This is a genomic window from Pseudomonas putida, from assembly GCF_028682635.1.
GTDB lineage: Bacteria > Pseudomonadota > Gammaproteobacteria > Pseudomonadales > Pseudomonadaceae > Aquipseudomonas > Aquipseudomonas putida_AE.
Genome location: NZ_JANHLK010000012.1, coordinates 168,782 through 186,510, shown reverse-complemented (window position 1 = coordinate 186,510; position 17,729 = coordinate 168,782). Strand labels below are relative to the sequence as shown.

23 protein-coding genes are annotated in these 17,729 nt (G+C 60.2%); 10 read left to right on the top strand and 13 right to left on the bottom strand.

What is annotated here, in order from left to right:
* The first annotated feature begins 23 nt into the window (after nucleotides 1-23).
* The 4 genes from ftsY (at nucleotide 24) to rpoH (ending at nucleotide 4,187) form a co-directional block, all read left to right on the top strand.
* A complete protein-coding gene (gene ftsY / locus NPS56_RS17060) occupies nucleotides 24-1,532 on the top strand; it encodes a signal recognition particle-docking protein FtsY (protein ID WP_274075665.1) in 1,509 nt (502 codons plus the stop codon).
* Nucleotides 1,529-2,200 carry a cell division ATP-binding protein FtsE gene (gene ftsE / locus NPS56_RS17055; protein ID WP_008065082.1) on the top strand — a complete coding sequence of 224 codons (672 nt, stop codon included), beginning with the start codon at nucleotides 1,529-1,531 and terminating at the stop codon, nucleotides 2,198-2,200. The genes ftsY and ftsE overlap by 4 nt, the downstream gene beginning before the upstream one ends.
* Nucleotides 2,197-3,219, top strand: coding sequence for a permease-like cell division protein FtsX (gene ftsX / locus NPS56_RS17050; RefSeq protein ID WP_274075664.1), 1,023 nt, complete (start codon nucleotides 2,197-2,199; stop codon nucleotides 3,217-3,219). Before ftsE ends, ftsX begins: the two co-directional genes overlap by 4 nt.
* A gap of 113 nt (nucleotides 3,220-3,332) precedes the next feature.
* Nucleotides 3,333-4,187 (top strand): RNA polymerase sigma factor RpoH, encoded by an 855-nt coding sequence (gene rpoH / locus NPS56_RS17045; RefSeq protein ID WP_008065085.1) that lies wholly within the window; start codon nucleotides 3,333-3,335, stop codon nucleotides 4,185-4,187.
* 191 nt (nucleotides 4,188-4,378) lie between these two features.
* Here the strand turns inward: rpoH and mtgA are convergent, their stop codons facing one another.
* On the bottom strand, nucleotides 4,379-5,101 hold the full coding sequence (gene mtgA, locus NPS56_RS17040) for a monofunctional biosynthetic peptidoglycan transglycosylase (protein ID WP_274075663.1): 723 nt from the start codon (nucleotides 5,099-5,101) through the stop codon (nucleotides 4,379-4,381).
* Nucleotides 5,102-5,175: 74 nt separating this feature from the next.
* On the opposite strand from mtgA, the gene NPS56_RS17035 reads away from it, so the two are divergent.
* The 4 genes from NPS56_RS17035 (at nucleotide 5,176) to trmB (ending at nucleotide 7,418) form a co-directional block, all read left to right on the top strand.
* Nucleotides 5,176-5,556, top strand: a complete 381-nt coding sequence (locus NPS56_RS17035) for a DUF423 domain-containing protein (RefSeq protein ID WP_274075662.1) — start codon at nucleotides 5,176-5,178, stop codon at nucleotides 5,554-5,556.
* A 71-nt stretch (nucleotides 5,557-5,627) separates the two neighbouring features.
* The gene (gene thiS, locus NPS56_RS17030) at nucleotides 5,628-5,828 is read left to right on the top strand and encodes a sulfur carrier protein ThiS (protein WP_046818722.1); all 201 of its coding nucleotides are present in this window, start codon (nucleotides 5,628-5,630) and stop codon (nucleotides 5,826-5,828) included.
* Between the two features lie 60 nt (nucleotides 5,829-5,888).
* A complete protein-coding gene (locus tag NPS56_RS17025; protein WP_274075661.1) occupies nucleotides 5,889-6,683 on the top strand; it encodes a thiazole synthase in 795 nt (264 codons plus the stop codon).
* Between the two features lie 9 nt (nucleotides 6,684-6,692).
* The gene (gene trmB / locus NPS56_RS17020; protein WP_274075660.1) at nucleotides 6,693-7,418 is read left to right on the top strand and encodes a tRNA (guanosine(46)-N7)-methyltransferase TrmB; all 726 of its coding nucleotides are present in this window, start codon (nucleotides 6,693-6,695) and stop codon (nucleotides 7,416-7,418) included.
* A gap of 40 nt (nucleotides 7,419-7,458) precedes the next feature.
* Here trmB and NPS56_RS17015 read toward each other — a convergent pair whose 3' ends face one another.
* Both NPS56_RS17015 and NPS56_RS17010 read right to left on the bottom strand, forming a co-directional pair.
* Complete coding sequence (locus tag NPS56_RS17015) at nucleotides 7,459-8,058, bottom strand: LysE family translocator (RefSeq protein ID WP_274075659.1); 600 nt, start codon at nucleotides 8,056-8,058, stop codon at nucleotides 7,459-7,461.
* Between the two features lie 22 nt (nucleotides 8,059-8,080).
* Nucleotides 8,081-8,464, bottom strand: a complete 384-nt coding sequence (locus NPS56_RS17010) for a hypothetical protein (RefSeq protein WP_274075658.1) — start codon at nucleotides 8,462-8,464, stop codon at nucleotides 8,081-8,083.
* 269 nt (nucleotides 8,465-8,733) lie between these two features.
* On the opposite strand from NPS56_RS17010, the gene NPS56_RS17005 reads away from it, so the two are divergent.
* Nucleotides 8,734-9,186, top strand: a complete 453-nt coding sequence (locus tag NPS56_RS17005) for an Lrp/AsnC family transcriptional regulator (RefSeq protein ID WP_274075657.1) — start codon at nucleotides 8,734-8,736, stop codon at nucleotides 9,184-9,186.
* Here NPS56_RS17005 and NPS56_RS17000 read toward each other — a convergent pair.
* From NPS56_RS17000 to NPS56_RS16960, 9 genes are all read right to left on the bottom strand, one after another.
* Nucleotides 9,183-9,506, bottom strand: coding sequence for a DUF3392 domain-containing protein (locus tag NPS56_RS17000; protein WP_008063519.1), 324 nt, complete (start codon nucleotides 9,504-9,506; stop codon nucleotides 9,183-9,185). The genes NPS56_RS17005 and NPS56_RS17000 overlap by 4 nt on opposite strands.
* Nucleotides 9,507-9,528: 22 nt before the next feature.
* The gene (hemW, locus tag NPS56_RS16995; RefSeq protein ID WP_274075656.1) at nucleotides 9,529-10,734 is read right to left on the bottom strand and encodes a radical SAM family heme chaperone HemW; all 1,206 of its coding nucleotides are present in this window, start codon (nucleotides 10,732-10,734) and stop codon (nucleotides 9,529-9,531) included.
* Entirely contained in the window at nucleotides 10,731-11,327 is a 597-nt protein-coding gene (gene rdgB / locus NPS56_RS16990; RefSeq protein WP_274075655.1) for an RdgB/HAM1 family non-canonical purine NTP pyrophosphatase, read from the bottom strand. The genes hemW and rdgB overlap by 4 nt, the downstream gene beginning before the upstream one ends.
* On the bottom strand, nucleotides 11,324-11,758 hold the full coding sequence (locus NPS56_RS16985; protein WP_274075654.1) for a DUF4426 domain-containing protein: 435 nt from the start codon (nucleotides 11,756-11,758) through the stop codon (nucleotides 11,324-11,326). Before NPS56_RS16985 ends, rdgB begins: the two co-directional genes overlap by 4 nt.
* Nucleotides 11,759-11,784: 26 nt before the next feature.
* Nucleotides 11,785-12,405, bottom strand: a complete 621-nt coding sequence (gene metW, locus NPS56_RS16980; RefSeq protein ID WP_274075653.1) for a methionine biosynthesis protein MetW — start codon at nucleotides 12,403-12,405, stop codon at nucleotides 11,785-11,787.
* Nucleotides 12,406-12,412: 7 nt separating this feature from the next.
* Nucleotides 12,413-13,552: a homoserine O-succinyltransferase MetX gene (gene metX / locus NPS56_RS16975; RefSeq protein WP_274075652.1), complete on the bottom strand. Its 1,140-nt coding sequence runs from the start codon at nucleotides 13,550-13,552 to the stop codon at nucleotides 12,413-12,415.
* Between the two features lie 183 nt (nucleotides 13,553-13,735).
* Complete coding sequence (locus NPS56_RS16970; protein WP_274075651.1) at nucleotides 13,736-14,323, bottom strand: YggT family protein; 588 nt, start codon at nucleotides 14,321-14,323, stop codon at nucleotides 13,736-13,738.
* Nucleotides 14,324-14,347: 24 nt separating this feature from the next.
* Nucleotides 14,348-15,166: a pyrroline-5-carboxylate reductase gene (gene proC / locus NPS56_RS16965; RefSeq protein ID WP_274075650.1), complete on the bottom strand. Its 819-nt coding sequence runs from the start codon at nucleotides 15,164-15,166 to the stop codon at nucleotides 14,348-14,350.
* A gap of 22 nt (nucleotides 15,167-15,188) precedes the next feature.
* Nucleotides 15,189-15,875 (bottom strand): YggS family pyridoxal phosphate-dependent enzyme, encoded by a 687-nt coding sequence (locus NPS56_RS16960; protein WP_274075649.1) that lies wholly within the window; start codon nucleotides 15,873-15,875, stop codon nucleotides 15,189-15,191.
* A gap of 56 nt (nucleotides 15,876-15,931) precedes the next feature.
* Between NPS56_RS16960 and NPS56_RS16955 the strand changes: the two genes are divergently transcribed.
* Nucleotides 15,932-16,966 (top strand): type IV pilus twitching motility protein PilT, encoded by a 1,035-nt coding sequence (locus NPS56_RS16955; RefSeq protein WP_274075647.1) that lies wholly within the window; start codon nucleotides 15,932-15,934, stop codon nucleotides 16,964-16,966.
* Between the two features lie 105 nt (nucleotides 16,967-17,071).
* On the opposite strand, the gene NPS56_RS16950 is transcribed toward NPS56_RS16955, so the two are convergent.
* The gene (locus NPS56_RS16950) at nucleotides 17,072-17,689 is read right to left on the bottom strand and encodes a C40 family peptidase (RefSeq protein WP_274075646.1); all 618 of its coding nucleotides are present in this window, start codon (nucleotides 17,687-17,689) and stop codon (nucleotides 17,072-17,074) included.
* Nucleotides 17,690-17,729: the final 40 nt, after the last annotated feature.

Here is a 17,729-nt window from a genome sequence, read left to right as displayed (position 1 = left end):
CTACCGTGAGATAGCCGTCCTCCATGTTTGGTTCCAACGACGACAAGAAGACCCCAGCTGCGGCTGGTGAAAAGAAAAGCCTGTTCGGATGGCTGCGCAAAAAGCCGCAGGAACCCGTCGTCGAACAGCCACAGCCACTTCCTGAGCCAACGCCTGCGCCGGTGATAGACGCCGAACCTGCGCCGGTGGTGTTGCCGATCGCCGAGCCGGTGCTGCAACCGGTTGTCGAGCCTGCACCTGAAATCGTCGCCGAACTGCCGCTGACTCCGGCCGCCGAGCCTTGGCTGACCTTGCCGGTGGCGGAAGAGCCGGTGGCGCTGGTCGAAGACGAGCAGGCGCCGCATGTGACGCCGCCGATTCCGGCACCTGCTGCGTGGACGCCGGAGCCGGTTCGGGCTCCAGTGATCGAGCCGGTCGCTGCGCCCGTGGTCGAGGCTGCGCCAACGCCTGCGGCCCCTGTATTTGTTCCGCCGGTTGTACCGATTGTCCAGGCGCCAGAGCCTGCACCTGTACCTGTACCTGTTATTACGCCTGTCGCCGCCGCCCCCGTCGAAGCGCCAGTCGAAGTTCCAGCCGAGCCAGTACGCTCCGAGGAAAGCAAAGCCGGTTTCTTCGCCCGCCTCAAGCAAGGCCTGTCCAAGACCAGCGCCAGCATCGGCGAAGGCATGGCCAGCTTGTTCCTGGGCAGGAAAGCCATCGATGACGAGCTGCTCGATGACCTCGAAACCCGCCTGCTGACCGCTGACGTTGGCGTCGAAGCCACTTCAGTGATCATCCAGCGCCTGACCCAGAAGGTCGCACGCAAGGAGCTGGCCGATGCCGACGCGTTGTACAAATCCTTGCAGGGCGAGCTGGCAGCCATGCTCAAGCCCGTCGAGCAACCGCTGAAAATCACCTCGCAGAACAAGCCGTTCGTGATCCTGGTGGTGGGCGTCAACGGCGCCGGTAAAACCACCACGATCGGCAAGCTGGCGAAAAAACTGCAGCTGGAAGGCAAGAAAGTCATGCTCGCCGCCGGCGACACCTTCCGCGCCGCCGCCGTCGAGCAATTGCAGGTCTGGGGCGAGCGCAACAAGATTCCGGTCATCGCCCAGCACACCGGCGCCGACTCGGCTTCGGTGATCTTCGACGCCGTACAGGCCGCCAAGGCCCGTGGCATCGATGTGCTGATCGCCGATACCGCCGGTCGCCTGCACACCAAAGACAACCTGATGGAAGAACTGAAGAAGGTTCGCCGGGTGATCAGCAAGCTCGATGCCGACGCACCGCACGAGGTGTTGCTGGTACTCGATGCCGGAACCGGCCAGAACGCCATCAACCAGGCCAAGCAATTCAACCAGACCGTCGAACTGACCGGCCTGGCGCTGACCAAGCTCGACGGCACCGCCAAGGGCGGGGTGATTTTCGCCCTGGCCAAGCAGTTCGGCCTGCCGATCCGCTACATCGGCGTCGGTGAAGGCATCGACGATCTGCGCACTTTTGAAGCTGAACCCTTTGTCCAGGCACTGTTTGCCGAGCGGGAGCGTTCATGATTCGTTTCGAACAGGTCGGTAAACGCTACCCGAACGGTCACGTCGGCTTGCATGAGCTGAGCTTTCGGGTCCGTCGCGGCGAGTTTTTGTTCGTCACTGGCCATTCCGGCGCCGGCAAAAGCACTTTGCTGCGACTGCTGCTGGCCATGGAGCGCCCGACCAGTGGCAAGCTGCTGCTGGCCGGGCAAGACCTGAGCACCATCAGCAACGCACAGATTCCCTTCCTGCGTCGGCAGATCGGCGTGGTGTTCCAGAACCACCAGTTGCTGTTCGATCGCACGGTGTTCAACAACGTCGCGCTGCCGTTGCAGATACTCGGTTTGTCCAAGGCTGAAATCGCCAAGCGCGTGGACTCGGCCCTGGAGCGCGTGGCGCTGTCGGACAAGACCGACCTGTATCCCGGCGACCTGTCCACCGGTCAGCAACAGCGCGTCGGCATTGCCCGCGCCATCGTGCACCGCCCGGCCCTGCTGCTGGCGGACGAACCGACCGGTAACCTCGACCCGCGCCTGGCGGCGGAAATCATGGGTGTGTTCGAAGACATCAATCGCCTGGGCACCAGCGTGCTGATCGCCAGCCACGACCTGGCGCTGATCGCGCGCATGCGCCACCGCATGCTGACGTTGCAACGCGGCCGATTGATCGGCGATGGGGAGGCCGGCGAATGAGTGCGACCCGCAGTCCAAAGGTTTCCGAGCGCGTGGCCCCCAAGGCTGCCGACCCGCAACCGAAGAAGAAAAAACACGACGACGATGACGGCCCGGACTTCGCCACGCTGTTGCGCGCCTGGATCGAGAGCCATCGCGCCAGCCTGCTGGACAGCTTGCGCCGCCTGGGCAAGCAGCCCATCGGCAGCTTTTTCACCTGCATGGTGATGGCGGTGGCCTTGAGTTTGCCCATGGGGCTGTCACTTTTGCTAAGTAACGTCGAGCGACTGGGCGGTTCATGGCAGCGCGCGGCGCAGATTTCCCTGTACCTGCAACTCGACGCCAGCCCGACTGACGGCGAGGCGCTGCGCGAACAGATCAAGGGCATCCCTGGCGTGGCAGATGCCGAATACGTCGGCCGCGATCAGGCGCTGGAAGAGTTCCAGCAGCAGTCCGGCCTGGGTGAAGCGCTCAAGGAACTGCCGGAAAACCCGCTGCCTGGCGTGGTTCTGGTGACGCCGACCGAGGTCGACAAGCCGACCCTTGAAGCATTAAGACAAAAACTTTCCGAACTGCCCAGGGTACAACAGGCGCAGCTTGATCTAGTCTGGGTCGAGCGTCTGGCAGCCATCCTCAAGCTGGGCGACCGTTTTGTCTTCGGTCTGACCGTGCTCCTGGTTTCCGCATTACTTTTGGTGATAGGCAATACCATTCGTCTTCATATTGAAAACCGCCGCACAGAGATAGAAGTGATTAAACTCGTAGGCGGCACCGACAGCTATGTGCGCAGGCCCTTTCTTTATATGGGCGCGCTCTACGGTTTCGGTGCGGGGATTCTTTCCTGGGGCGTATTGGCGTTCGGCCTGAACTGGTTGAACGATGCAGTGGTCGGGCTGGCCGGTTTATATGGCAGTGATTTCGCACTGGCCGGCGTACCGGTTGCCGACGGTCTGTCTCTCTTGCTTGGCGCGGTGCTGTTGGGTTATATCGGTGCATGGATTGCAGTCGCACGTCATCTCAGGGAGCTGGCGCCGAAGTAGAATCTTTTTTGCGCGTGATTGACCTTGCAGTTTTTAGGGGAACTTGTCTTTCGGTTTCCGGTCAATTTTCGCAGTGCCATTGGCACGAGTATGTAAGTGGGAGGTTTTTTCGTATGACCAATTCTTTGCAGCCTGCATATGCTCTGGTCCCGGGTGCGAACCTGGAGGCCTATGTGCACACCGTCAACAGCATTCCATTGCTGACGCCGGAGCAGGAGCGTGAACTGGCCGAGAGTCTCTATTATGAGCAGGATCTTGAGGCGGCTCGGCAGATGGTGCTCGCCCACCTGCGTTTTGTCGTACATATCGCCCGTAGCTATTCCGGCTACGGCCTGGCCCAGGCTGACCTGATCCAGGAAGGTAACGTCGGCCTGATGAAGGCCGTGAAGCGCTTCAACCCGGAAATGGGCGTGCGCCTGGTGTCCTTTGCCGTGCACTGGATCAAGGCGGAAATCCACGAATTCATCCTGCGTAACTGGCGCATCGTGAAAGTCGCGACCACCAAGGCCCAGCGCAAGCTGTTCTTCAACCTGCGCAGCCAGAAAAAACGCCTGGCCTGGCTGAACAACGAGGAAGTCCACCGTGTGGCGGAAAGCCTCGGCGTCGAGCCGCGGGAAGTGCGCGAGATGGAAAGTCGCCTGACCGGTCACGACATGGCCTTCGACCCGGCGGCCGAAGCCGACGACGACAGCGCTTTCCAGTCGCCGGCCAACTATCTGGAAGACCACCGGTACGACCCGGCCCGTCAACTGGAAGATGCCGACTGGAGCGACAACTCCAACCACAACCTGCACGAAGCGCTGGAAGTGCTGGACGACCGCAGCCGCGACATCCTCTACCAGCGCTGGCTGGCAGAAGAAAAGTCCACGCTGCACGACCTGGCGCAGAAGTACAACGTATCGGCCGAGCGTATTCGTCAGCTCGAGAAGAGCGCGATGAATAAGCTCAAGTTGTCGATCGCCGCGTAACCTGCACGAAGGCAACAAAAAAACGCCCCGATCATTGATCGGGGTGTTTTTTTTGTGCCCGAAATTTCCTTCACGACACAAAACCAATGTGGGAGCGGGCTTGCTCGCGAAGGCGGTGTATCAGTCGACATAGATGCTGTCTGATACACCGCTTTCGCGAGCAAGCCCGCTCCCACAGGGGATTTGCAGTGTTACTGGGACCAAGGCGCCCTGCGCGAATCGTTAAGGCCAACCAGATAGCTGTCCCCGCCGAGCTGGCTCATCTGCCGGCGTATCCAGCCAGCGCGCCGCGCCACGTAATTGGTCGGATGGCTGGCGCTCCACACCCGCGGGTTGGGCAGTACCGCTGCCAGCAAGCTGGCCTGCTGCCGGGACAACGATTTGGCGCCGACACCGAAGTGATGCCTGGCCGCCGCCTCTGCCCCAAACACCCCGTCATCCCACTCGACGCTGTTGAGGTACACCTCAAGAATCCGCTGTTTGGGCCAGAACACCTCGATCAACCCGGTAAACCAGGCTTCCAGGCCTTTGCGCAGCCAGCTGCGGCCGGACCACAGGAACAGGTTCTTCGACACCTGCTGGCTTAGGGTGCTGGCACCACGAATCGTGCCGCCGAGCTCGTTGTGGGCCAGTGCTTTCTGGATCGCGCCGAAGTCAAAGCCCCAATGCTCGGGAAATTTCTGGTCCTCACCGGCAATCACCGCGACTTTCAGGTCGTCGGAGATTTCATCCCAGGGTTTCCAGGTGCGTTGCAGGTCGATGGGCTCGCCATCGATCCAGGATTCGATCTTGCGCTCGACCATCAGCGTGGTCCCGGGCGGTGGCACCACGCGAAAAATCAACACCAGCACGACGCTGACGCCCATGAACCAGAGCACGGCCTTGATGAAACGACGGAAATAGATACGCAGCATAGAGATGGCTTGGCCGAACCCGTTGAGCGGGCCATTATACAGACCCTGTTGATCGAGACTGACTGGAGTTCTTCATGCTGCGTGGCTTTTTGATGCTGGCCGCTTTTTTCGGCTTCACCGGAGTCGGTCTCGGCGCGTTCGCCGCCCATGGCCTGAAAAACCGCCTGAGTGCCGAATACCTGGCGATTTTCCATACCGGCGTCACCTATCAGCTGGTGCACACCCTGGCATTGCTGGGCGTGGCTTTACTGGCGACGCAGATGCCCGGTCGCCTGGTCACCTGGGCCGGTGCTTCCTTTGTCATCGGCATCCTGCTGTTCTCCGGCAGCCTGTACGTGCTGACGCTGACGGGTGTCAGCAAGCTCGGCATCGTCACCCCGTTCGGCGGCCTGGCGTTCCTGGCGGGCTGGCTCTGCCTGGGCCTTGCCGCCTGGCGCTTGCCGTTGACCGCTTGACGCTTGTTGCTGACCTTTAGGTCACGATCGGGCTAGAATGCCAGCCCCAAAAAATGATGGCGGCATTGCGCATGCGCATTCAGTTGAACGGCGAATCCTTTGAACTGCCCGACGGTGAAACCGTTGCGGCCCTGCTGACTCGTCTGGACTTGACCGGACGCCGTGTGGCGGTCGAACTCAATCTGGATATCGTCCCGCGCAGTCAGCACGCAGGCACCACGTTGAACGACGGCGACAACGTCGAAGTGGTGCACGCCATCGGCGGCGGCTAGTAGTCTCGGCCGATTGGCCACAGAATTCTGCAAGACCCTCACCCCTACAGAGGATTCCCCATGAGCATCGTTCGTAACGACAAGCCTTTCGTCCTGGCCGGTCGTACTTACCAGTCGCGTTTGCTGGTCGGTACCGGCAAGTACCGTGACATGGAAGAAACCCGCCTGGCCATCGAGGCCTCGGGTGCCGAGATCGTCACTTTCGCCGTGCGCCGTACCAACCTCGGCCAGAACGCGGGCGAACCGAACCTGCTGGATTTCCTCTCGCCGGATCGCTACACCTTCCTGCCGAACACCGCCGGCTGCTACGACGCGATCGAGGCCGTGCGCACCTGCCGCCTGGCCCGTGAGCTGCTCGATGGCCACAACCTGGTGAAGCTGGAAGTGCTGGCGGACCAGAAAACCCTGTTCCCCAACGTGATCGAAACCCTCAAGGCCGCTGAATCGCTGGTCAAGGAAGGCTTCGACGTGATGGTCTACACCAGCGATGACCCGATCATTGCCCGTCAACTGGCGGAAATCGGCTGCATCGCAGTGATGCCGCTGGCCGGTCTTATCGGTTCGGGCCTGGGGATCTGCAACCCTTACAACCTGCAGATCATCCTCGAAGAAGCGAACATCCCGGTGCTGGTAGATGCCGGTGTCGGCACCGCATCCGACGCCACCATCGCCATGGAACTGGGCTGTGATGCGGTGCTGATGAACTCGGCCATCGCCCACGCCCAGCAGCCGATCATGATGGCCGAAGCCATGCAACACGCGATCGTCGCAGGCCGCCTGGCCTACCTCGCCGGCCGCATGCCGAAAAAACTCTATGCCAGCGCCTCTTCGCCGCTGGATGGTCTGATCAAGTAAGAGCCATTGATGACTGAATCAAACGACACGCCAATCCAGACGGAAGAAGGCGACGAGCGCCAACACCGCCGCATCAAGAGTTTCGTGATGCGCGCCGGGCGCATGACCGAAGGCCAGCAACGCGGCCTGGAGCAGGGCGCGCCACTGTTCGTGCTGCCCCTGGCCGAAGCGCCGGTGGACTTCGACCAGGTGTTCGGTCGCTCGGCACCGCGCTCGCTGGAAATCGGCTTCGGCATGGGCCATTCGCTGCTGGAAATGGCCGCGGCTTCGCCGGATCAGGATTTCATCGGCGTCGAGGTTCACCGTCCGGGTGTCGGCGCGCTGCTCAATGGCGTGCTGACTCAGGGTTTGACCAACCTGCGGGTCTACGATTGCGATGCCATCGAAGTGCTCAACCGCTGCGTGGCCGATAACAGCCTCGACCGCCTGATGCTGTTTTTCCCGGACCCATGGCACAAGAGCCGTCACCACAAGCGTCGTATCGTCCAGGCGTCATTCGCCGAGCTGGTGCGCAGCAAGCTGAAGGTCGGCGGTATCCTGCACATGGCCACCGACTGGGAACCGTACGCCGAGTACATGCTGGAAGTGATGAACGTGGCCCCGGGTTACCGCAACCTGGCCGAAGACGGAAAATGTGTACCACGCCCGGCCGAGCGGCCGATCACCAAGTTCGAACGCCGTGGCGAACGTCTTGGGCATGGCGTTTGGGACCTGAAGTTCGAAAAACAGTCCTAATGTTCAGGAGCGGCTCGCCCGCTCCTGCCCATGTTGAATCTCAGATCAATAGCGACCAGGCAACGCTGGATATCATCAGCATGGCAAAGCTTATGTTGAGTGCTCGATTCCAGCGTGGTCGGATAAAAAAGCGTCTCAAATGATTGCCGGAACAAAGCCAGATAAAATCAAAAGTAACGCAGATCCCCAGGCTACCAGCAATCTTGAATACCAAATCCCATGGATGTGGTAATCCCAGCGGAAATCCTCCCAGCAGCGCTGCAAATACTGCGTAGGCTTTGATATTGGTTACGCCAATAATAAATCCGGCATTCCATCGTGGTGCTGCCACCGTTGTTACACTGCTGATAGGCGGAGTTCTAGCAATCGACCAGGCGAGGAACAGGATGTAGGCTGCCGAGACAAGTCCCACTCCCGTAGCAAGTATTGGCACCTGTTGAATAACAAGGAAGACGCCTGACGCTACCAGGCTAACTGAAATCGCGAGCCCTGCCATGATTCCGGCGAAGAACAGGAGTGATCGCTTGAGCCCGTATGCCGCCCCACTCGCCGCCAGAGCCATTGTTGCGGGCCCTGGACTTGCAAGTAGCGCTGAGGCTGTTATTAGAAAAGAAAACTCCGAAGATGTAATAAAGCTCATAGGGAAAACCTGAAAGAGGGCTTCAGTGAGTAGCGGTGTCGTGGCAGAAGTACAGCGTTCTAAAATCTTTCATGAACTCGATTACATCTTGGGCAATCAACTCGGGACTGCGTGAATGGTGCAGTGCTTCGGCTATTCTTTCAGCTATCCACGCCATGTGGTGCTCCTTCATTCCTCGTCTTGTGATTTCGGTAGTACCCAGTCTTATCGCGCTTTGATCTGCAGGGCTGTCTTTTGATGATCCCCAGCCAAGTGGTGTTTTATTGCATATGATATTGGCAGACTCTAATAATCTGACTTCCTGGGCGGCGCTATCCAGATAAGTCGATTTAATAACAATCTGGTGGGTGGCTGTATAATTGCGCTCGTGGAATAGAACATTCAAACCTCGCTTTTTTAGTTCCATGCCCAATCGTTGCTCTATGTATTAATGTAAATATACGCTGTTCTGGGAACAGGTTTGAAAGATAGCAGGCAAACAGATTTTCATCGGGCTCAAGTTTCATTTTGATACCTCGTCATCTCATTCCGATTTTTATGTAGTATTTTTCTATAACGCTGTTTGGCGGTTTTTTGAGTGTATGAGTACAGCCGACGACGTGCTATGAATTCCATTGGCATGCGACAAGATCAACGAGTTCTCCTTCATAGACCTGTTTTCAGAAGGCCATCAGAATGAAAAAACTTATTAAAAAAGAGGCGGTACTTGACCCGCTCGACAAATCGATCATCACTGCACTGAATAGTAATGCCAGGTTGTCGGTGAAAGCATTGAGCCGGCAGGTTGGCCTGTCTGCACCCAGTTGCGGGGAGCGACTTCGGCACTTGGAGAGGACTGCAATCAAGGGTTACTGCGTCGATGTCGATCCCGAGGTGGTCGGATATCGGCTGCAGATGATTGTTCGGATGCGCTCCAATCCCGGTCAGATGCAAACGGTGGAGCAGCTACTCAGGGAGGCGGAGGAGTGCGTCACCTTTTACAAGGTGACGGGGGAAGACGACTTTGTCTGCGTGATGTATCTGCGCTCAGTCGACCATCTAGACGAACTGCTATGCCGTTTTGCGCCAATGGCAGCAACTCATACGTCGTTGATCAAAGCAATGGAGCGCAAGTTGCCGCCGCTTTAGCGGCGGTCGGCGACTACGCCAATCAGCACCAGTACCACCAACAACACCGGCGCCAGGCTGTAGTTGTTGAACTGGCTCAAACCCTTGACGATCCACGGCGTGGCATAGATCAGCGCCGCACCGCTGCCGATCATGCACAGCAGGGACATCAGCGGTACGCGCAAGGCGCCGGCGATGCTGCCCAGGCGTTGCTCGACCCAGCCTTTGAAGTCCGCACCGAACAACACCAGCAGGCAACCTACCAGGGCGAGGGCGATTTCCGAGAGGTTGCTGCGGCTCCAGCGAGACGCGGTGGCGAGCAGGTCGAGTACCAAATCCATTCGTTTTCCCTTAAGGCTGAAATCAGCTCAGAAATTTCTGCAGCAAGTCGTTGAGGAAGAGTTGTCCGCGCTCGGTAGCCGCCAGACGTGACGGTTCGACCTGCAACAGGCCGCTTTGTTCGGCTTCGCGACGGCTTTTGGCGAGGCTTTCCAGGGACATTCCGGTGCGTTCCGGGTACAGCCGCGCCTCGACCCCGGCCGTCAGGCGCAGGGCGTTCATCAGGAACTCGAACGGCATCTCGTCATTGGTCAGCGCTTTCTCGCCGGCCTGGAAGCTTTTCGCCGGATTCAGGTAATCCTTCGGCAAGCGGGTCTTCCAGGTGCGCACGATACGGCCGTCCGGATGGCTCAGCTTGCCGTGGGCGCCGGCACCGATGCCGATGAAGTCGCCAAAACTCCAGTAATTGAGATTGTGCCGCGCCGGGCGCCCGGGCTGGGCGTAGGCGGAGACTTCGTATTGCGCGTAACCGTGTTCGGCCAGCAGCGCCTGCCCGGCTTCCTGGATATCCCACAGGGTGTCGTCTTCCGGCAGCGTCGGTGGCTGGTTCCAGAACACGGTGTTGGGTTCCAGGGTCAGCTGATACCAGGACAGGTGCGTCGGCTTCAGGGCGATGGCCTGGCGCAGGTCGCTCAGGGCGTCATCCAGGGATTGATCGGGCAAGCCGTGCATCAGGTCCAGGTTGAAGTTGTCGAACCCGGCCTGACGGGCCATGCCGGCGGCGCGCACCGCTTCGTCACCGTTGTGGATGCGACCCAGGGCCTCGAGCTTTTCTTGTTGAAAGCTCTGGATGCCGATCGACAGGCGATTGATGCCCAGCGCGCGGTAGGCAACGAACTTCTCTTGCTCGAACGTACCGGGGTTGGCTTCCAGGGTGATTTCGATGTCGTGGGCAAACGGGATGCGCTGTTCTACGCCTTTGAGCAGGCGCCCAAGGGCCTGGGCGCTGAACAGGCTAGGCGTGCCGCCGCCAAAGAAGATCGAGCTCAGCTCTCGGCCATAAACGGCGTGCAGGTCCTGGTCGAGGTCGGCCAGCAATGCGTCGACATACTCTTCTTCCGGCAGCACGGGGCTGGCGGTGTGGGAGTTGAAGTCGCAATAGGGGCATTTGCGTACGCACCACGGGATGTGGATGTACAGCGCCAGGGGCGGCAGCACCGGCAGGGCGGCCCGAGGCGATTGTGCGGCGCCGCCGAAGATCAGCGGCGACGCGGAGGATTCACGGGTCATTTCAAGCCCAGGCGCTGGCGCAGCAGATCCATTGCACGGGCGCGGTGGCTGATCCGGTTCTTGTCGGCCGGGCTCAACTCGGCGCTGGAGCAATCACGCTCCGGCACCCAGAACAGCGGGTCGTAGCCAAAACCGTGTTCGCCGCTGGCCTGGGTCAGGATGCGCCCGTGCCACAGGCCTTCGCAGAGAATCGGCAGCGGATCGTCGGCGTGCCTTACCAGCGCCAGCACGCAGACGAACTGCGCGCCGCGTTCGGCTTCAGGCACGTCCTTCAACACGTCGAGCAGCTTGGCGTTGTTCGCCGCATCGCCCTTGCCATCGGCATAACGCGCCGAGTAGATGCCCGGCGCACCGCCGAGGAAATCCACCGCCAGCCCGGAATCGTCGGCCAGGGCCGGCAGGCCGGAAATGCGCGCGGCATTGCGGGCCTTGAGGATGGCGTTCTCGACGAACGACAGGCCGGTTTCTTCAGGCTCCACGCTGCTGAACTCGCCGATCGAGCGCAGTTGCACCGACTCGCCGAGCATGGCCTGGAGTTCCTTGAGTTTGCCGGCGTTGTGGCTGGCCAGTACGAGTTGCGTGAAGTTGATCATTCGCCGGGGAAGAGCTCTTGGTTGAAATTGATGGTGTTGATTTTGTCACCGGTCTGCACCTTTATGTCGAAGGTGCGGGTTTCCTGCTGCTCCACCGGGAATTGGGCGATGTAGTAGATCGCGCCTTGTTCGGTGATCTGGCGGAAGTTCAGGTTCACACTCTGGCTGGTCAGGTCTTTGACCGTACCGCTGACCTGAGCCATCTGCGGCTTGCCGTCCTTGAGCACCGAAACGTTGATCACGCCCTGGTTCTTGCTGCGGGTGAGCTCTGCGGCCTTGGCGATGTCCGGCGTCAGGAACGTGGAGTTGAAGGTGTTGTAGTGCACCGTCACGTCGCCGAATTTTTCCTGACGATCACCTTTGATCGCATCGGCGGCCATGGCCGTGACGCTCAGGCAGGCGGTGAGTAGAAGCAGCGCTAGACGACCCATGTTCGTTCTCCTCGAAATGTGGTGATTCAGACCGCGACCTTGTGGTCTGCAAGCCCCGGACTGCTGACGCGGTAAATACCGATCTCACCTAACAGATTAGGCCATAGCTTACTGGCCCACCCGTGCCGATGCTGTTGATCCACGGCCAGCCGATCAATGACCTTGGCCTCACGTTCGCGACACAAGGCTTCAAAATCCGCGAAGGTGCAGAAGTGAATGTTCGGCGTGTTGTACCAGGTGTAGGGCAGGAACTCGGAAACCGGCATCCGGCCCTTGCTCGCCAGGTACCAGCGGCAGCGCCAGTGACCGAAATTGGGGAAGGTGATGATGCACTGGCGGCCGACCCGCAGCATTTCCTCGAGGATCTTGTCCGGGTAGTGCACTGCTTGCAGCGCCTGGGTCATGACCACGATGTCGAAGCTGTTGCTGGCAAAGTTGCCCAGGCCCTTGTCCAGGTCCTGCTCGATGACGTTGATGCCCTTGGCCACGCACTCGGCGATGTTGTCCGCGTCGTTTTCCAGGCCGTAGCCGGTGACCTGCTTGTTGTCGCGCAGCCAGGTCAGCAGCTCGCCATCGCCGCAACCGAGGTCGAGCACGCGGCTACCGGCGGGGATCCATTCCTGGATGATTTCCAGATCAGCTCTCATGGCTATCTCACAACGTAATGCGGTTCATGTAATTGCCGAACGCCTGCAGGTAGCGCGGGATCGGAATCAGGAAGGCGTCGTGGCCCTGCGGCGCGTCGATTTCCAGGTAGCAGACGTCTTTGCGCGCGGCCATCAGCGCGTCCACCAGTTCCCGCGAGCGGGCAGGGGAGAAGCGCCAGTCGGTGGTGAACGACATCACGCAGAACTTGGCAGTGGCGCCGGCGAAGGTTTTCGCCAGGTCATCGTCGAAGTTGGCCGCCGGGTCGAAGTAGTCCAGGGCCTTGGTCATCAGCAGGTAAGTGTTGGCATCGAAACGCCCGGAGAACTCTTCACCTTGATAACGCAGGTAGCTTTCGACCTGGAACTCGACGCTGTGGAAGTCGTAGTTGAGCTTCTCGCTTTTCAGGCCGCGACCGAATTTCTCGCCCATGGAGTCGTCGGACAGGTAGGTGATGTGCCCGACCATGCGCGCCAGCATCAGCCCGCGCTTGGGGATCACGCTGTGTTCCTGGAAAGAACCGCCGTGAAATTCCGGGTCGGTGAGAATCGCCTGGCGTGCCACTTCGTTGAAGGCGATGTTCTGCGCCGACAGCTTGGGGGCCGAGGCGATCGCCACGCAATGGCGGATGCGCTCGGGGTAAGTGATGCTCCATTGCATCGCCTGCATGCCGCCGAGGCTGCCGCCGATCACCGCGGCAAATTGGGCAATGCCGAGGCGATCGGCCAGGCGCGCCTGGCTGTGCACCCAGTCTTCCACGGTCAATACCGGGAAGTCCGCGCCGAACGGCTTGCCGGTCTCCGGGTTGATGCTGCTCGGGCCGGTAGAGCCATTGCAGCCGCCAAGGTTGTTCAGGCTGACCACGAAGAACTTGCTGGTGTCGATGGGCTTGCCGGGTCCGATGCAGCTGTCCCACCAACCGGGTTTACGGTCGTCGGGGTTGTGATAGCCCGCCGCATGGTGGTGGCCGGACAAGGCGTGGCAGATCAGCACGGCGTTGCTCGCCGTGGCGTTCAGGGTGCCGTAGGTCTCGTAAACCAGGTCGTAGGCCGGGAGCGAGCGGCCGCAGGCCAAGGCCAGGGCTTCGCTGAAGTGCGCCACTTGCGGCGTCACCAGACCAACAGAATCGGGGGGAAAGGCAGCTGGCATCGACCCTGCTCTCGTTGAAATGAGGCGTAAGTCTAAAGACCGGTGGGGTTAGCGGCAAGCAAAGGCCGGGCCTGATTTATTTCAATTGGACCGAGGTGCGCCATTCGCGAGCAAGCCCGCTCCCACAGGGGAACGCATTCCAATGTGGGAGCGGGCTTGCTCGCGAAGAACGATAACGCGGTATTAGATCAGGCCAAACAATTCCTTCGGCATCAGCGCGTAGTACGCCAGGCGCGGAATCAGCCAGCTCTGCAGCAATTGCAGCGCGATGAAGGCGAAGATCGGCGAGATGTCGAGACCGCCCAGGTTCGGGATGATCCGGCGGAACGGAGCCAGTACCGGCTCGGTGATCTGCTGGACCAGTTCGGCGCCCGGGTTGTGGCTGCCCGGAGCAACCCAGGACAGGATCACGCTGATGATCATCGCCCAGAACAGGATCTTCAAGAACAGCGCGAAGATGCCGATCAGCGCCCAGGGTGCCAGGAACAGCACGTCGACCGAGTAGCCACTGAGCAGCAGGATGACCGCGAACAGCGCCATTTGCACGATCAGGGCCAGCACCAGCGAGGACATGTCCAGGCCGAACATGCTCGGGATCACCCGGCGCAGTGGCTTGAGCAGCGGTTGAGTAGCTTTTACGGCGAATTGGCAGAGCGGGTTGTAGAAGTTCGCCCGCACCAATTGCAGGATGAAACGCAGCAACACGATCAAGAGATACAGGCTGCCCAGGGTCTGGATCACAAAAATGGCAGCGTCATTGAGTCCGAGCATTGTTGATTCCTTATTAAGTGCTGATTAGCGACCGAGTTGCTCAGCCATCTCGGCCGAGCGGTGCGCGGCGGCGCCCAGGGCTTTTTCCACCAGTGCTTCGAAGCCGTTGGCCTGGAACGATTTGATCGCGGCTTCCGTGGTGCCCGCAGGCGAAGTCACGCGGCGACGCAGCTCGGCGGCGTCGACGTCGCTGGACACTGCCATGTGGGCGGCGCCCAGGGCGGTCTGCAGCGTCAGTTGAGCGGCGATGTCTGCCGGCAGGCCGAGTTTGACGCCAGCGGCGGTCATGGCTTCGATCAGCAGGAAGAAGTACGCAGGGCCCGAGCCCGACACGGCAGTGACCGCATCCAGCTGCTGTTCCTCGGCCAGCCACAGGGCAACGCCAACGGCCGACAGCAGTTCCTGGGCTTGCTGGCGCTGCTCGGCGCTCACCTGGGCGGTGGCGAACAGACCGCTCACGCCCTGACGCAACAGCGCCGGGGTGTTGGGCATGCAGCGCACGATCGGCTGGGCGCCGAGCCAGTTGTTCATGCTGGCGCAGGTGATGCCGGCGGCGATCGACACTACCAGTTGCTCGGGTTTCAGGCTTGGGCGAATGGCTTCGCAGACAGCCTTCATCGCCTGGGGCTTCACCGCGAGCACGATCACGTCCGCGCCCTGGATGGCGTCGGCGTTGTCGGCGAACACTTCGATGCCGTGTTCGGCGCTCACGCGGGCACGGGTTTCTTCGCCCGGATCGCTGGCGCGGATCTGCGCCGCTTCCAGACCTTTGGCCCGCAGGCCGCCGATCAGGCTGGCGGCCATGTTGCCGGCACCGATAAAGGCAATACGTGTCTTGCTCATGTCAGGTCCTTATAAAATGGGGTCAAGGTTGACCGTAATCTCTGGCGCCAAACAGGGCCGTACCGATACGGACCCAGGTAGCGCCCTGGGCAATGGCCGACTCGAGGTCGTGGCTCATGCCCATGGAAAGTGTGTCGAGTGGCAAATTCAGGCTGGCCTGCAGGTTTTGCACGGAAGCGAAAGCGGCATCCTGGGCGGCGCGATCTTCGGTCGGCTCGGGAATCGCCATCAGCCCGCGCAACTTCAGGCGCGGCAAGGCGCTGATGGCGTTGGCCAGGGCCGGCAGGTCCGCCGGGGTGCAGCCGGATTTGCTGGCTTCACCACTGACGTTGACCTGGATGCAGATGTTCAAGGGGGGCAGATCGGCGGGACGTTGTTCGGACAAGCGTTGTGCAATTTTCAGGCGATCCACGGAATGCACCCAGGCGAAGTGCTCGGCGATTGCACGAGTCTTGTTCGATTGAATGGGGCCGATGAAGTGCCAGATCAAGGGCAGGTCGGTCAATTCAAGCTGCTTGCCCAGGGCTTCCTGCAGGTAGTTTTCACCAAAGTCGCGCAGGCCCGCGGCATGGGCTTCACGCAGCGCCTGGGCGGGTTTGGTCTTGCTCACGGCCAGCAACTGCACGCTGTTTTCATCGCGGTGGGCAGCGAGGGCAGCGGCACGAATGCGTGAACCAACCTGTTCAATGTTGTCTGCTATCGTGGACATTCAAGAGGCGCCAGCGGTCTGAGGTTGGCGGCATTCTACTGGAATTGAGGGGCGCTATGGATATCACTGAGTTGCTGGCGTTCAGCGCCAAACAAGGCGCGTCCGACCTGCATTTGTCGGCCGGCCTGCCGCCGATGATCCGCGTCGATGGCGACGTGCGGCGCATCAACTTGCCGGCCCTGGAGCACAAGGAGGTGCAGGCGCTGATCTACGACATCATGAACGATACCCAGCGGGTGGCGTTCGAACAGCATCTGGAAACCGACTTTTCCTTTGAGGTGCCCGGCATCGCGCGCTTCCGGGTCAATGCCTTCAATCAGAGCCGAGGCGCTGGTGCGGTGTTTCGTACGATCCCGTCCAAGGTCCGGAGCATGGAAGAGCTGGGCATGGGCGAAGTGTTTCACAAGATGACCGATGCACCCCGCGGGCTGGTGCTGGTGACAGGCCCGACGGGGTCCGGCAAGTCCACCACTCTGGCAGCGATGATCGATTACCTGAACAGCCATCGCCATCACCACATCCTGACGATTGAAGACCCTATCGAGTTCGTCCACGAATCGCGCAAATGCCTGATCAATCAGCGCGAAGTCCACCGCGATACCCACAGTTTCGCCACAGCCTTGCGTTCGGCCCTTCGCGAAGACCCGGACGTGATCCTGGTGGGGGAGCTGCGGGACCTGGAGACTATCCGCCTGGCGTTGACCGCTGCCGAGACGGGTCACCTGGTGTTCGGCACGCTGCACACGACCTCGGCGGCGAAAACCATCGACCGGGTCATCGACGTGTTTCCGGGGGACGAGAAGGCGATGGTGCGTTCAATGCTGTCCGAATCGTTGCTGGCGGTGGTGTCCCAGACCCTGGTCAAGAAGATCGGGGGTGGTCGGGTGGCGGCTCACGAGATCATGCTGGGAACGTCGGCGATTCGTAACCTGATCCGTGAAGACAAGGTGGCGCAGATGTATTCGTCGATTCAGTCGGGCGGGTCGCTGGGGATGCAGACGCTGGATATGAGTTTGAAGGATCTGGTAACCAGGGGTTTGGTCAGTCGCGATCAGGCGCGGGAGAAGGCGCGGTCGCCGGATAATTTTTGATGGGGGGAAAAGCAAAAGATCGCAGCCTGCGGCAGCTCCTACAGGGAAACGCGAATCCCTGTGTAGGAGCTGCCGCAGGCTGCGATCTTTTGATCTTGTTTCAAATCAGCGCTGCACAACCCGCATCGCATTCTGTTCTTTCGGCAGAACCCGCTTGGCCACTACGTAGTGCTTTTCCCAATACGGTTTCTTCAAGGTGTCGATGCTTACCGACTTGCCACGGCGTGGTGCGTGGATGAAGCGGTCGTTGCCCAGGTAGATGGCAACGTGATTGACTCGACGGCTCTTGATGTTGAAGAAAATCAGGTCGCCCGGTTTCAAATCGTTGCGATCGACTTTCTCGCCGTGACCGCTGGCCATGGCATTGGAGGTCCGTGGCAGGTCAAACGTGGCGTCGTTGAACGCATATTTGACCAGGCCGCTGCAGTCGAAGCCTTTGCTCGGGCTGCTGCCACCCCAGCGGTACGGTGTACCGAGGACGTTGACGGCGCGGCTCAGCACGTTGCTGCTTTCCTTGGTCCCCATTGGCGGCACCAGGCTGCTTTTGCTGACCAGCTGCGGAGCTGATTTGACCGATTTCTTGCTTTTGCTCGAAGGAGCAGCGGCATGGGATTTCTGGGTGTAACCATTAACGTTCGGAAGACGTTGCTCACGATTGGTGGCGTGGGCGGCCAGTGGCAATAATAGGCAAATGGTTAGCCATGTCTTGAAAAATGGACGCATTAGGCAGGGCTCGTATGTGTTGGCGCGCAACTTTATAACA

Coding starts and splice junctions, on each gene's coding strand:
- NPS56_RS16985 (WP_274075654.1), bottom strand. CDS start 11,758: ATGGGTCGTCTAGCGCTGCTTCTACTCACCGCCTGCCTGAGCGTCACG.
- NPS56_RS17000 (WP_008063519.1), bottom strand. CDS start 9,506: ATGGATTTGGTACTCGACCTGCTCGCCACCGCGTCTCGCTGGAGCCGC.
- ftsX (WP_274075664.1), top strand. CDS start 2,197: ATGAGTGCGACCCGCAGTCCAAAGGTTTCCGAGCGCGTGGCCCCCAAG.
- NPS56_RS16950 (WP_274075646.1), bottom strand. CDS start 17,689: ATGCGTCCATTTTTCAAGACATGGCTAACCATTTGCCTATTATTGCCA.
- ftsY (WP_274075665.1), top strand. CDS start 24: ATGTTTGGTTCCAACGACGACAAGAAGACCCCAGCTGCGGCTGGTGAA.
- trmB (WP_274075660.1), top strand. CDS start 6,693: ATGACTGAATCAAACGACACGCCAATCCAGACGGAAGAAGGCGACGAG.
- NPS56_RS17005 (WP_274075657.1), top strand. CDS start 8,734: ATGAAAAAACTTATTAAAAAAGAGGCGGTACTTGACCCGCTCGACAAA.
- proC (WP_274075650.1), bottom strand. CDS start 15,166: ATGAGCAAGACACGTATTGCCTTTATCGGTGCCGGCAACATGGCCGCC.
- hemW (WP_274075656.1), bottom strand. CDS start 10,734: ATGACCCGTGAATCCTCCGCGTCGCCGCTGATCTTCGGCGGCGCCGCA.
- NPS56_RS17035 (WP_274075662.1), top strand. CDS start 5,176: ATGCTGCGTGGCTTTTTGATGCTGGCCGCTTTTTTCGGCTTCACCGGA.
- rpoH (WP_008065085.1), top strand. CDS start 3,333: ATGACCAATTCTTTGCAGCCTGCATATGCTCTGGTCCCGGGTGCGAAC.
- NPS56_RS17015 (WP_274075659.1), bottom strand. CDS start 8,058: ATGAGCTTTATTACATCTTCGGAGTTTTCTTTTCTAATAACAGCCTCA.
- thiS (WP_046818722.1), top strand. CDS start 5,628: ATGCGCATTCAGTTGAACGGCGAATCCTTTGAACTGCCCGACGGTGAA.
- mtgA (WP_274075663.1), bottom strand. CDS start 5,101: ATGCTGCGTATCTATTTCCGTCGTTTCATCAAGGCCGTGCTCTGGTTC.
- rdgB (WP_274075655.1), bottom strand. CDS start 11,327: ATGATCAACTTCACGCAACTCGTACTGGCCAGCCACAACGCCGGCAAA.
- NPS56_RS16970 (WP_274075651.1), bottom strand. CDS start 14,323: ATGCTCGGACTCAATGACGCTGCCATTTTTGTGATCCAGACCCTGGGC.
- NPS56_RS17010 (WP_274075658.1), bottom strand. CDS start 8,464: ATGGAACTAAAAAAGCGAGGTTTGAATGTTCTATTCCACGAGCGCAAT.
- ftsE (WP_008065082.1), top strand. CDS start 1,529: ATGATTCGTTTCGAACAGGTCGGTAAACGCTACCCGAACGGTCACGTC.
- metX (WP_274075652.1), bottom strand. CDS start 13,552: ATGCCAGCTGCCTTTCCCCCCGATTCTGTTGGTCTGGTGACGCCGCAA.
- metW (WP_274075653.1), bottom strand. CDS start 12,405: ATGAGAGCTGATCTGGAAATCATCCAGGAATGGATCCCCGCCGGTAGC.
- NPS56_RS16960 (WP_274075649.1), bottom strand. CDS start 15,875: ATGTCCACGATAGCAGACAACATTGAACAGGTTGGTTCACGCATTCGT.
- NPS56_RS16955 (WP_274075647.1), top strand. CDS start 15,932: ATGGATATCACTGAGTTGCTGGCGTTCAGCGCCAAACAAGGCGCGTCC.
- NPS56_RS17025 (WP_274075661.1), top strand. CDS start 5,889: ATGAGCATCGTTCGTAACGACAAGCCTTTCGTCCTGGCCGGTCGTACT.